This is a genomic window from Bacillus sp. 2205SS5-2 (assembly GCF_037024155.1).
In the GTDB taxonomy this organism is placed as follows: Bacteria; Bacillota; Bacilli; order Bacillales; family Bacillaceae_K; genus Bacillus_CI.
In genome coordinates, this window is the sequence record NZ_JAYKTS010000057.1 from 1 (window position 1) to 12,631 (window position 12,631).

The following is a 12,631-nucleotide window of genomic DNA, read 5'->3' on the forward strand; positions in this document are numbered from 1 at the left end:
ACAAACGAGTGTCATTACATCAAATTTAGTACTTTTATCCTTATAACCAGAGAGTTTTGTGGCGATTTTTATCTCTTCTGGCAGAATTAACTTTTGAATCAAATTTGGGAAAGTGGTAGACTGTTTCATAGGGACGCTCCTTTTCAAATTGTTTGTGTCGTAACAACAATTTTACTAAAAGGGCGTCCTTTTTTGTAGTTTTTTACTGGATTTAATTGGTTAATCAACACTCTTGCTATAATACATATAAAAAACTAGAGAAAAATGAATAAGAAACAAGATGTCCTTTCTGATCGCTTACTGAACAGTGAGTGATTTTGACTATTTCAATCGAAATCATCTTGGAAAAATGGATAATTTTAGTTCGAATTATTTGAACTAAAACAATATGCAGTCTATTCTGTAAAGAGGATTATTTTGAATGGGGAATTCAACTTGTTTTTATGAGAACAATCGATGTTACTGGGATAGTAGCGAGTTTGAATAACGAAGATGTTGATCTGTACAAATGTATATCGCTAGATTGGTTTTTATCAATCGTAATGAAGGAGCATTTCGATGGTGTGTGAATGAGGTTTTAGCTAGCCACTGAAGCTGGATTCGTCTGTTTTTGGTGGAAATCTGCTGTGAGAAGAAGGATTTAATCTAAAGTCAGCTGAAAGGGCCACAATGTATACGAAAAAAGCCTTGTGAAAATATCCTTAAACAATACGAGCGGTGTAGCGTTTATATGAGTGCTGATATTAGAGCCGAATGAAGAAGTTTAAGATCCATTTAAGGAAGGAAACATAGATCTTAAAGGTTCTTCAGTCAATATCTGTGTGGAAAAGTTTGTTTTGGTCAATAATTTGGATTTGATTTGTATACATGCGGATTAATGTAAGCTTAAAATATTCAATGTCACTCAAGAAAAGTCGAGAAATTAAAAAGGATGCGACAAAATGTGTTTTAAATCACCAGCTTAAATATTGGTGATTGGTTTGAACGGAATTGGGGAAGATAAACCTTAAATACTTCCCAGATACTTAGCAAAAAGATAGGGGGAATTGGACATGAATCTAACTCCGAAGCAAAGGATCGAATTGCACGGATTTAATAATCTAACCAAATCACTTAGTTTTAATATGTACGATATATGTTACACAAAAACGCGGGAAGAAAGAGAAGCATATATTGAATACATCGATGAACAGTATAATGCAGAACGACTAACCAAAATATTAACTACTGTAACGGATATTATTGGGGCTCATATTTTAAATATAGCTAAACAAGATTACGATCCTCAAGGTGCTAGTGTCACAATTTTAGTGTCTGAAGGTCCCGTACATGAAGAACATATCGAAGCACTAGATGAGTCACCGGGTCCAATTCCAAATGTTGTAGTAGGTGCGTTGGACAAGAGTCATATTACAGTTCACACATACCCTGAATATCATCCTGATGATGGAATAAGCACTTTCCGTGCAGATATTGATGTATCCACTTGTGGGGAGATATCACCTTTAAAAGCGCTTAACTATTTAATCCATTCTTTTGAAACAGATGTGATGACGATTGATTATCGAGTACGAGGATTTACAAGGGATGTTACGGGACATAAATTGTTTATTGATCACGAAATTAACTCGATTCAAAACTATATTCCAGATGATGTGCAAGAACAATTCGACATGATTGATGTGAATGTATATCAAGAAAATATATTTCATACGAAATGTAAACTGAAAAAATTCGATTTAGATCAATATTTATTTGGATCTACAAAAGAAAATCTGACGGCAGAAGAGCAAGATGAAATTACTGAAAAACTAATTGTCGAGATGGATGAACTTTTTTATGGGAAGAATATGAGTTAAATTCTAATTAGTTTGTAGATAGATGTTGAGCAGAAGTTACGCAAAAAAAGAAGCTCATTGGAGCTTCTTTTTTTGCGTACCATTATTTAAGGATCTTTTCGTATACATTATAGTTATTGCGTCTGATTTCTGATTAAATCTTCCATTTCAATGTTGATTTCCATCAAAATTAGATGGAATGCTGCCCCGAGGCGAACCTATACCATGGATTATTAACTGATATGAAAAGCCGCAAACTCTGCGGAATAGTCTTATTTAAAAAGTCCAAAAGGCTTACCAACAGGTAAAAACACTTTTTCAAAATGAGTGTTTAAAACGGAAGCGGCCGACCCGTAAAAGCTCATAATCGCAATTAAGAACTCTGAAATGGCTGCAATCTTGTGAGTAAATTCGGGCATAAACCCTAAACTTGAGAGCGATAGTCCGATAAACAAAAAATCTATTAGAACAAATATTATGAATAAGACCTTATGGGTCTCCATAGCGCCAATTGTCATAAATAGACTAAAAATTAAGTACCCTATAAATGCAATTCCTAATTGTTTAGGATCAACTGCTCCAGCCGCCGCCTCTCCAAAGACTCCAAATTGCAAGAGCCACGATGTTCCCACGCCTAGCCAAAACAGTCCGAATGCAGCAAAAGCCGTTGTCCCAAATGTATTGTTGTGTTTAGCATCCTGAATACTAGCAAAAAGTTGAGCAAATCCACCTAGAAAAATAGCCCATGGTAGGACAAAAGAAACACCTTCCGTCCAACCTAATTTTTGGGATGATGCAACCAAAGTGACCATTGCTAAACCAAATAAGCCTATCGCAGAAGGATCTGCGGTTGTAATTTGTACTTTCTGAGTTGAAGTTGAATTCATTTCCTTATCCTCCTAAAAAAACATAACTAGATTACAATACAGAAAATCACTCTCTCTTTCAATGGGAAAAAATGAAAGATGCTTACTAGTTGATCTTTTTTTCTGAAATTATTCTGAAAATAATTAAGTGTGAAAAAACCAATTAAATAAGGGGGAATAATGTGAATTAGAGAGATGATGATAAATAGAGGGAAGACGAATGAAATAGATATACATCATTCGTGAAAAAAGTGAGGATGAAGGATTTAACGTGATATTTAGATGCATTTAACCTTCCGTATGAAGAATGGTGTTTGAAGTGAAGGGGAATTGTATCAATCTAGTATGCCTCCTGAAGGATGTATTATTATCGAATGATCACACAAGAGGGCACCGTTTAGCATCAGAATACACAAACATCGTGCTTCATTGGCTGGATTTGAATTATGCCTAGCTGATGTCTGCAAATTGGATGCTAGTGGAGAATTCATTTACCAAAGTAGTCTAGTACTAACCAAATTTGAGATCTTGAATCAATTCGATCATCCAATAATAAAAAAATACAAACTGGTACTACGGAATCATAGAATGCAAGTCGCTCGAAATGAATTTCTTCAAAATCAAGCAAAAGTGATAGCCGGAATTCAAGGATTCAGAGAGTTAGCAATTTATTTAGGAGAGCAACTGAGACAAGTTTAATGTGCATGTTAACTTGGTGAAGGCAACAAATTTATGTATGCGCTTTATTTTCCAGGAAAAAATCATGACAGAATATTTACATTTGTAAAATTTAAGGGTATGTTTATATTAACAAATGTAAAATATTGCAGGTGAACTTTATGGAGCAGGAGAAACTAAGAAAAGTAATTGAGGCAGCAAAACTGTATTATCTATTAGATTATAATCAAAGCGATATTGCGAAAAAATTAGGAGTGTCCCGTCCAACTGTATCAAGATTTTTACAAATAGCAAAAGAAAAAGGCATCGTACAAATTACGATAAGCGATCCGACTGATGACGTAGAACAGTTGTCAAATAAACTGGAGAAAGTATTCGGTTTAAAAAAGGCGATAGTGGTATCGATTCCACAGTATGATGATCATATAATCAAAAATTATTTAGGTGAAAAAACGGCGACATACTTGCATGAAACGGTAAAGGACAATGATATTATTGGTGTCACATGGGGAACAACGCTCTATCATATTGCGATTGAACTGAAGCAGAAATTTGTTAAAGATGTAAAGGTTGTTCAGCTGAAGGGTGGCGTTAGTCATTCGGAAACAAACACATATGCATCAGAAATTCTTTATCTTTTCGGTAAAGCGTATACGACTACCCCACATCATTTACCACTGCCAGCTATTGTGGATCATGTGGTCGTAAAACAAGCGATGGAGGCAGATCGTCATATAAAGAGGATATTAGAATTAGGAAAAAAGGCCAATATTGCTCTATTTACAATTGGTCCAGTAAAGTCCGAATCGCTTTTGTTTCAATTAGGTTATTTTACAGAAGAGGATTTGAACACACTCTATCCGCAAGCAGCAGGAGACATTTGTTCTCGTTTTTTTGACCTCAATGGTGAAATTTGTAATGAAAGCTTAAACGAACGAACCTTAGGCATAAACTTAGAAGATTTAAAAGCCAAAGAACAATCTATCCTTGTTGCTGGTGGAGCTCAAAAAATTGATGGAATCTATGGTGCGATTAAAGGGAAGTATGCAAATATCCTGGTTACTGATCAATTCACAGCTCGCTTTTTATTAGATAAAGAGATCGAGTAAAGCAGGGATGATAGGAAAATAATGTCGAACTTCTTTAATGAACTGTACAAAATAGTGAGTGTCGATAGATAATCGTGAAATTTTGTAAACATTAAAATAAAAGGCTATATTATCAAATTTTAGGTGGAATCCTCTGTTTTACTGCTGCTGATGTTCATCAAAAATAAGCGAAAAAATGCCCCGAAACAAAGCTATATCAACGTTTATTGACTGGATTGAAATGAAACAACTGTTCGAAAGCAGCCGAATAAAAAAGAAGCCTAGGCTTCTTTTTTTTATTGAGGGAAATAATTTTCGACAAAAAATTTGACAGAATAATGAACTGGTAAAATTTTATGTTACAAATGTTTAAAAGAGATATTACATTTGTTCAGAGTTTCTGTTATAGTAACAAATGTAAAGTTAATGAAAGCGGTAACAGGTAGTTTTCATTTTCAAATACTAAATTACTTCTGAGGTGAGCACAATGAATATTTTATGGGGAATTGCAGGTATATTAGTTGTATTCTCAATCGCATTTATTTTTTCCAGTAATCGTAAGTCTATTAATCTACGAACAATTTTAGGCGGTTTAGCGATTCAAATTGCTTTTGGATTTATCGTATTAAAATGGGAGCTTGGACGAGCGGGCTTAAAGAAACTTTCATTAGGTGTAAATGAGATTGTAAATTATGCAAATGAAGGGGTTAACTTCTTATTTGGTGGGTTATTTGCAGCAGAAGGAATTGGATTTGTTTTTGCATTCCAAGTGCTTACAATCGTGATTTTCTTTTCCTCACTTATATCGGTTCTATACTATCTAGGGATTATGCAACTTGTTATTAAACTTCTTGGAGGAGCGCTATCAAAACTTCTAGGTACAAGTAAAGCAGAATCATTGTCGGCGGCAGCAAATATTTTCGTTGGTCAAACGGAAGCGCCACTTGTTGTTAAACCATATTTAGCTAAAATGACTAGATCCGAGTTATTCGCTGTAATGGTTGGGGGACTTGCATCGGTTGCAGGTTCTGTACTAATTGGGTATTCTCTACTTGGTGTCCCACTTGAGTATTTATTAGCTGCAAGCTTCATGGCAGCTCCTGCAGGATTAATCATTGCCAAAATCATGATTCCTGAAACGGAAACAGCCGTTTCATCTGATAATCTTCAAATGGAAAAAGATACAGAATCAACAAATGTAATTGACGCCGCTGCTAAAGGAGCAAGTGTGGGTCTCCAGTTAGCCTTAAATATAGGGGCAATGCTTCTGGCATTCATTGCCTTAATTGCTTTAATCAATGGCCTTTTAGGGTTTGTTGGTGGATGGTTTAATTTGGATGGTTTAACTTTAGAATCTATCTTAGGCTACCTATTTGCACCACTAGCATTTGCAATTGGTGTTCCATGGTCAGAAGCGATCACAGCAGGTGGATTTATTGGACAAAAGCTTGTCTTGAATGAGTTTGTGGCGTATGCATCATTCGCTCCACAAATTGCAGATCTATCACCAAAAACAGTCGCTGTCGTATCATTTGCTCTTTGTGGATTTGCCAACATTTCTTCAATGGGGATTCTTTTAGGTGGACTTGGTAGCTTGGCTCCAGAACGCCGACCAGATATTGCAAAACTTGGAGTACGTGCTGTAATGGCAGGGATGTTAGCATCTTTATTGAGTGCTTCAATCGCAGGAATGCTTCTATAATTTAGAAGGAGGAGGAGAGGCTTGACCTCTCCTCTTTCTAACTACATTTGACCACTAAATGGTTGATAAGAAACATCAATAATCAAGGATCTTTTCCTATACATTGTGGATATTTCACTTGGTTTTTGAATAAATATTCCATTTAACTGTTAATTCCCATCGAAAATAAATGGATACGAAAAGCAATAAACTTTGTTAAACAGCCATAAAAAAAGAGAAAATTGAAAGGAAGTAATTTTATGACAACATCCATTGGTTCAATGATTGATCATACCGCGTTAAAGGCAAACACAACGAAAGAGGAAATTATCATTTTAGCAAAAGAAGCCATGGAACATTCTTTTGCTTCTGTATGTGTAAATCCAACCTGGGTAGAAACAGCAGCAGAAATTCTTAAAGACACACCAAAAGTGAAAGTTTGTACAGTTATTGGTTTTCCCTTGGGTGCGAGCACAACGGAAGTAAAGGCATTTGAAACGAAAAATGCCATTGAAAATGGTGCTACAGAAGTAGATATGGTCATTAATATTGGTGCATTAAAAGATGGAAATAATGAGCTTGTTGAAGCAGATATTCGTGCTGTTGTAGAAGCTGCAAAAGGAAAAGCCTTAACAAAAGTTATTATAGAGACCTCTTTACTAACAAATGAGGAAAAAGAGCGTGCGTGTAAGCTAGCCGTTTCTGCAGGTACAGATTTTGTGAAAACATCAACTGGTTTTTCAACAGGTGGTGCGACTGTTGAAGATATCGTTCTAATGAGAAACGTAGTTGGACCAGAGCTAGGTGTTAAAGCATCCGGTGGAGTTCGTAGTCGTGAAGATGCTCTAGCTATGATAGAAGCAGGAGCAACTCGTATTGGAGCAAGTTCAGGTGTCTCAATTGTGAACGGTGAGGTTTCGACAAAAGACTATTAAAAGAGGGATAAGTTATGAAAGAGGTTTTATTAAGTGTCCTTGCAGGGATTATCATCGGCGTTGTTTTTAAGTTTATGAAACTGCCTTTACCTGCTCCACCTGTACTTGCAGGTGTAATGGGAATATTTGGTGTCTACTTCGGTGGCGTTTTGGTTGATTGGATATTAAAGCTAATAAATGCATAATCCTAATGAAGAGGTGAATTCCATGGAGGAAAAAACGTTAATTCAAGAAGCGATTACTGCAAGAGAAAAAGCCTATACACCCTATTCAAATTTTAAGGTAGGGGCTGCATTACTTTCTAAAACTGGAGAAGTTTATTGGGGAAGCAATATAGAAAATGCTTCATATGGTCTCTGTAATTGTGCCGAACGAACGGCACTATTCAAAGCTTATTCTGAAGGCGATTGTGAATTTGAAAAGATGGTTGTTGTTGCAGACACGAAACGACCAGTTCCGCCTTGTGGTGCATGTCGACAAGTGTTATCCGAGTTGTGTGATGGGGACATGGAAGTCATTCTTACAAATTTAGATGGAGCGATTGAAAAGGTGCTTGTAAAGGAATTATTACCTGGTGCTTTTTCTCCAGAAGATTTAATTAAATAAAGTGAGAATGCGGTAGACAATTTTACCCCTAAAGGAAAGGCATAGCGTTTATACGCTATGCCTTTTTTTCTCCTATTCCCAGAAGGTCGGGCTCAATAATGATATCTTTTAAAGTATATTGATCTAAAACATTGATAAAAGCAAAGAGAGCATCATTTAAGACATGCTTTAAACGACAATGATCAGAAATGACGCATTTGTTTTTGCTTTCATTAAAACATTCTACGATAGTGAATCCTTCTTCTGTTTGGCGAATAAGCCAGCCTAAATTTATTTCTTCGGGTGGCATTATCAAGCGGATACCTCCATTTCGACCACGAATCGTTTGAATCAAATTCATCTTTCCGAGATCAAAGACAATTTTACTCAAGTGATTACTAGAAATACTATATAACTGAGCAACTTCTTTTATATTGGTTAATTGATCATTCGGTTGGGACCCTAAATAAATAAGAAGTCTTAACGAATAATCGGTATAGGTGGTTAAATGCATGAATCTAACCTCATTTCTTATTACATATTATTATTGTAACAAAATATAAGCGGGGAAATGTGAACAATTTTCAAAAGATGTATTTCATATATTGCTTTATAATAAAACAATTGATACATTAAAGATGTATTTAAAATATATCTTTAAGAAGAGGTGGAAGTTTTTATGACACAATTACAATCAAGAACGATTGATATTATTAAATCTACAGTTCCGGTTTTAGAAATACATGGAGAAGCAATCACAAAACACTTCTACAAAATAATGTTTAAAGATCATCCTGAATTACTAAATATTTTTAATCATGCCCATCAAAAACAAGGAAGACAGCCAAAAGCCTTAGCGGCATCAGTCTACGCAGCAGCGAAATACATCGATAATTTAGAAGCCATCATTCCTGTTGTTAAGCAAATTGCTCATAAACATAGAAGTCTAAATGTAAAGCCAGAGCATTATCCGATTGTAGGTAAATACCTTTTAATAGCGATCAAAGATGTCTTAGGGGATGCAGCAACTGATGAAATAATGGAAGCTTGGGAAGTGGCATATGGTCTGATTGCAGATGTTTTCATTAGTGTTGAAAAAGATATGTATGAAGAAGCAGAAAATCAAGTCGGTGGATGGAAAGAGTTTAAATCATTTATTGTTTCAAAGAAAGAAAAAGAAAGTGATGTTATCACTTCTTTTTATTTAAAACCTAAAGATGGTGACAAGTTAGCTAGTTTTCAACCTGGTCAATACATTAGTGTCAGAGTCACTATCCCTAACAGTGAATTTACACATATTCGTCAGTATAGCTTATCCGATTCGCCAACAAAGGATTATTACCGGATTTCTGTAAAAAAAGAAGAAGAGATAAATGAAAAACCTGCAGGAATGGTTTCAAATTTTCTTCATAGTTCAATTAATGAAGGAGATGAGCTAGAAATTACGGCACCTGCTGGAGATTTCGTTTTATTAGACAACGTAAACCAACCAGTGGTTCTCCTCAGCGGTGGTGTTGGATTAACGCCGATGGTTAGTATGCTGAATCATTTAATTGAGAAGAAGTTTGAAAAAGATATCTTTTTTATTCATGCAACTCGGAATAGCGAATTTCATGGAATGAAAGATGAACTGAGTAATATACAAGAACAAAATTCTAATGTAAACTATTTTGTTTGTTACGATTCACCAACTGAGAAGGATAAACTAGCAAAAAAATATGATAAAGCTGGGTACATTGAAAAAGAGTGGTTACGAAGAATTCTTCCGACTGAAGAAGCTCAATATTACTTCTGTGGACCAGCAGTCTTTATGAAAAAATTATATAAAGATCTGCTAGATTTGGGTGTGAATCCAAGCAATATTCACTACGAGTTTTTTGGACCAGCAATGGATATCGAAGAATAACAAAATTTAATATGGCTGTTTTCGAAAAGAGCCTTTATAAAAAAGTCAGCAAAATTTGCTGGCTTTTTATTTAGATAACATCCAATCTCTTTCCACTTGATTATCAACAATAACACGATTCTAAGGATATATTATTAAAGAAAACAAGTTGTTGGGTACGTTGTTCATAGGCTGTTTTTTTAGTGGAAACCTTAAGATCGAAATGTGACCAAAAAGTTCATTAATTAAGAAGTGAAATACCAATTCAATCACCTTTGCCAGGTTTACCTTGCACCCTGTAAGTGGTATAGTGAGAACAATTAATATTATCATTTGAATAATATTTCAGCTTAAGCATATAAGGAGATTTATACATGGGAAAATCAAAGAAAATTGCGTGGATAACAGATAGTACATGTTCTCTTTCAGAAGAATTTATTTCATTACATAACATTGAAGTTATCCCGCTAAATGTTATTTTTGGAGATACATCCTATAAAGAAAATATAGAGATAACGGCTGAACAGTTTTACGAAAAACTGTCAGCATCTGATGCTCTTCCTAAAACGTCTCAACCAGCTATTGGTGAATTTGTAGAGCGGTTTAAAGAATTAAAAGAGAAGTATGAATACGGTATTGCCATTCATGCTTCAAGCTCTTTAACAGGTACTTACCAAGGCTCTCTAATGGCAGCCGAGATGGTTGGATTTCCAGTGCAAGTGATTGACTCGAAAGTAGGTTCATATGCATTAGGGAATATGATTGAACAAGGAATTCTGCTTGAAAAATCCGGTAAAAGCTATGAAACGATTGTTGAGTATATACGTACACTGCCGGATAAAGCTCGTTTGTATTTGGTACCTGGGAGTTTAGAGCAACTTCAAAAGGGTGGACGTTTATCTACAACTCAAACCTTTATTGGCAATTTACTTAAATTGCAACTTATCATTAAGTTTGAGGATGGAAAAGTGATTCTATCAGAAAAGGTTCGGACGGTTAAAAAGGTAAAGAAGCGTCTTTATGAAATATTTGATGAAGCTTCACATAAAATCAAAGAAGCAAGTGTTGTGCATGGAAATGACCGTTCAATCGCTGAAGAGTGGAAAGAAGAGCTTCAGAAAATCTACCCAAATATTAGATTTACGACCACTATTTTAAGTCCAGTTGCTGGTTCTCATACGGGTCAGGGAACCATGGGGTTATCTTGGATTAAGAAATAATAAAAGTGCCTTATTGTAGGTACTTTTTTTGTGCGGAAATAAGATAGTATAAATGAAAAAAAGGCTGCCCTTTCTAGTGTGAATTTAAAAGAAAGATGTACTGTTTTGAAGAAAGTGATACCTTTTATAAAAAAGTTGCATCATTTTACTTAAATGAATTTTTCCAGTAAGCTCTTTTCGTATACATTGTTGCTCTTGACACAAAGAAAAAACAGGCAGTAGAGTTTTTTCGATTGATTTCTTCCTTTTTATCTAGAAATGAAGAATTTTTCAATAGGAAAAGAGCACGAAGTCATACAAGTCAAGGGATTCCTTCATATTCGAAAAGCCACAATCTTTGCGAAAACAGCCTTTTGTTATCGATAATATTAGGGTTTGTGATATGTTTTTGATTAAACTTTATTCCAAACTAACATCTAGCTCCTGTCACCTTACGCTTTTCTTCAATAGACCAATACTGATATGATAAGCGTACATGAATTTTGAGAATGCAGTGGGAGGAATTATAATGAACAAAAGAATTGGATTTATAGGCTGTGGAAATATGGCAAAGGCGATGATGGGGGGGATGATTCGTTCAGAAATAGTAGACCCTAGTGACATCATGGTAAGTGCGAAAAGTGATTTAACGATTCAAAGGGTAACAGAAGATTTTAATGTGAAGAGTACAAAGGAAAATGTAGAGGTTGCTCAATTTGCAGACATGTTGTTTATCGCTGTTAAACCGAACCAATATGAAGGCGTTTTGAAAGAGATTAAATCTGCAATCCAAGACCAGATTATCGTGACGATGGCCGCGGGTATAACCACAATGAAAATAGAGGAATTAGTCGGAAAAGAAACTAAAATTGTGCGAACAATGCCTAATACTCCATCACTAGTGGGAGAAGGGATGACCGCGTTTTGTACTGCCAACCTCCTTCCTAGTGAAAAACAAGAAATTGTCTTACTTTTGACTAGTTTTGGTAAGTCAGAAGAAGTAGAAGAAGTATTGATGGACAGTATTCCAGCAGTGGCCGGTTCATCACCAGCCTATGTCTTTATGATGATAGAGGCTTTGGCAGATGGGGGTGTACTTCAAGGACTTAATCGAAAACAAGCCTATCAACTAGCAGCGCAAGCTGTATATGGTGCAGCCAAAATGGTTCTTGAAACGAACATACACCCTGCTGCTTTAAAAGACCAAGTTTGCTCACCAGGTGGTGCGACGATTGAAGCCGTTTCTACATTAGAAAAGGAAGGATTTCGTGGAGCGATATTGGCTGCGATGGAGGAGTGTGGAAGGAAAACAAGCGAATTAGGAAATTAATAGATCCATTTAACCAAGGCTTCTTTCAAAAACAATATTGTTGATTAGTTAGTAGAATCCTCTATTCATTCTATGATTTTGTCCAAACATAGGAAATAGAGGCTAAGATTCCATTTTTTATCTACTACTTTGAACAGCAATATTGCTTGGAATGGGAGCACTTTAGAAAAACAAGCATCTTATGCTTGTTTTTTGTCATTAGTAAAGGGGATTTTCTCAATTTTCGTCTTTAATAAGTCTGTTTTTGAAAAGGTAGTGGTTTTTCGGATAGGAGTAAAATCTTTGATTTATATGACTTCGTGCTCTTTTCCTATTGAAAAATTCTTCATTTCTAGATAAAAAGGAAGAAATCAATCGAAAAAACCCTACTGCCTATTTTTTCTTTGTGTTAGGAGCAACAAAGTTTACGAAACCCCATGTCCTGTCAGACACCGCAATGAATGAAAATGGGGTCTAGCGGTTTAATGATGCATTAAACTGTTCATCCTGTTAATGCAGGTCTGAGGTCGCCTCTTTTTTGGTGGATAAAACCCCGTTTACGAAACC

At 35.5% G+C, this 12,631-nt stretch carries 11 protein-coding genes; 9 read left to right on the plus strand and 2 right to left on the minus strand.

The annotated features are described in order from the left end of the window. Positions 1-1,052: 1,052 nt before the first annotated feature. Complete coding sequence (gene speD / locus U8D43_RS20525; RefSeq protein ID WP_335873010.1) at positions 1,053-1,859, plus strand: adenosylmethionine decarboxylase; 807 nt, start codon at positions 1,053-1,055, stop codon at positions 1,857-1,859. Positions 1,860-2,110: 251 nt separating this feature from the next. Here the strand turns inward: speD and U8D43_RS20530 are convergent, their stop codons facing one another. Then, positions 2,111-2,725, minus strand: a complete 615-nt coding sequence (locus tag U8D43_RS20530) for an acetate uptake transporter (RefSeq protein ID WP_335873011.1) — start codon at positions 2,723-2,725, stop codon at positions 2,111-2,113. An 818-nt stretch (positions 2,726-3,543) separates the two neighbouring features. On the opposite strand from U8D43_RS20530, the gene deoR reads away from it, so the two are divergent. From deoR to U8D43_RS20555, 5 genes are all read left to right on the plus strand, one after another. Beyond that, positions 3,544-4,491 carry a DNA-binding transcriptional repressor DeoR gene (deoR, locus tag U8D43_RS20535; RefSeq protein WP_335873012.1) on the plus strand — a complete coding sequence of 316 codons (948 nt, stop codon included), beginning with the start codon at positions 3,544-3,546 and terminating at the stop codon, positions 4,489-4,491. A gap of 466 nt (positions 4,492-4,957) precedes the next feature. After that, a complete protein-coding gene (locus tag U8D43_RS20540) occupies positions 4,958-6,172 on the plus strand; it encodes a NupC/NupG family nucleoside CNT transporter (RefSeq protein WP_335873013.1) in 1,215 nt (404 codons plus the stop codon). Between the two features lie 239 nt (positions 6,173-6,411). Beyond that, the gene (gene deoC, locus U8D43_RS20545) at positions 6,412-7,086 is read left to right on the plus strand and encodes a deoxyribose-phosphate aldolase (RefSeq protein ID WP_335873014.1); all 675 of its coding nucleotides are present in this window, start codon (positions 6,412-6,414) and stop codon (positions 7,084-7,086) included. A 14-nt stretch (positions 7,087-7,100) separates the two neighbouring features. Then, positions 7,101-7,271: a XapX domain-containing protein gene (locus U8D43_RS20550; RefSeq protein ID WP_335873015.1), complete on the plus strand. Its 171-nt coding sequence runs from the start codon at positions 7,101-7,103 to the stop codon at positions 7,269-7,271. Further along, on the plus strand, positions 7,264-7,692 hold the full coding sequence (locus tag U8D43_RS20555) for a cytidine deaminase (RefSeq protein WP_442893640.1): 429 nt from the start codon (positions 7,264-7,266) through the stop codon (positions 7,690-7,692). Before U8D43_RS20550 ends, U8D43_RS20555 begins: the two co-directional genes overlap by 8 nt. 55 nt (positions 7,693-7,747) lie before the next feature. Here the strand turns inward: U8D43_RS20555 and U8D43_RS20560 are convergent, their stop codons facing one another. Next, positions 7,748-8,185, minus strand: coding sequence for an Rrf2 family transcriptional regulator (locus tag U8D43_RS20560; protein WP_335873017.1), 438 nt, complete (start codon positions 8,183-8,185; stop codon positions 7,748-7,750). Positions 8,186-8,350: 165 nt separating this feature from the next. Between U8D43_RS20560 and hmpA the strand changes: the two genes are divergently transcribed. The 3 genes from hmpA (at position 8,351) to proC (ending at position 12,085) form a co-directional block, all read left to right on the plus strand. After that, positions 8,351-9,577: an NO-inducible flavohemoprotein gene (hmpA, locus tag U8D43_RS20565; RefSeq protein WP_335873018.1), complete on the plus strand. Its 1,227-nt coding sequence runs from the start codon at positions 8,351-8,353 to the stop codon at positions 9,575-9,577. A gap of 353 nt (positions 9,578-9,930) precedes the next feature. Further along, positions 9,931-10,776, plus strand: a complete 846-nt coding sequence (locus tag U8D43_RS20570; protein WP_335873019.1) for a DegV family protein — start codon at positions 9,931-9,933, stop codon at positions 10,774-10,776. A gap of 508 nt (positions 10,777-11,284) precedes the next feature. After that, on the plus strand, positions 11,285-12,085 hold the full coding sequence (gene proC, locus U8D43_RS20575) for a pyrroline-5-carboxylate reductase (RefSeq protein ID WP_335873020.1): 801 nt from the start codon (positions 11,285-11,287) through the stop codon (positions 12,083-12,085). Positions 12,086-12,631: the final 546 nt, after the last annotated feature.

Coding starts and splice junctions, on each gene's coding strand:
- U8D43_RS20550 (WP_335873015.1), top strand. CDS start 7,101: ATGAAAGAGGTTTTATTAAGTGTCCTTGCAGGGATTATCATCGGCGTT.
- U8D43_RS20570 (WP_335873019.1), top strand. CDS start 9,931: ATGGGAAAATCAAAGAAAATTGCGTGGATAACAGATAGTACATGTTCT.
- hmpA (WP_335873018.1), top strand. CDS start 8,351: ATGACACAATTACAATCAAGAACGATTGATATTATTAAATCTACAGTT.
- U8D43_RS20530 (WP_335873011.1), bottom strand. CDS start 2,725: ATGAATTCAACTTCAACTCAGAAAGTACAAATTACAACCGCAGATCCT.
- U8D43_RS20540 (WP_335873013.1), top strand. CDS start 4,958: ATGAATATTTTATGGGGAATTGCAGGTATATTAGTTGTATTCTCAATC.
- speD (WP_335873010.1), top strand. CDS start 1,053: ATGAATCTAACTCCGAAGCAAAGGATCGAATTGCACGGATTTAATAAT.
- U8D43_RS20560 (WP_335873017.1), bottom strand. CDS start 8,185: ATGCATTTAACCACCTATACCGATTATTCGTTAAGACTTCTTATTTAT.
- deoR (WP_335873012.1), top strand. CDS start 3,544: ATGGAGCAGGAGAAACTAAGAAAAGTAATTGAGGCAGCAAAACTGTAT.
- U8D43_RS20555 (WP_442893640.1), top strand. CDS start 7,264: ATGCATAATCCTAATGAAGAGGTGAATTCCATGGAGGAAAAAACGTTA.
- deoC (WP_335873014.1), top strand. CDS start 6,412: ATGACAACATCCATTGGTTCAATGATTGATCATACCGCGTTAAAGGCA.
- proC (WP_335873020.1), top strand. CDS start 11,285: ATGAACAAAAGAATTGGATTTATAGGCTGTGGAAATATGGCAAAGGCG.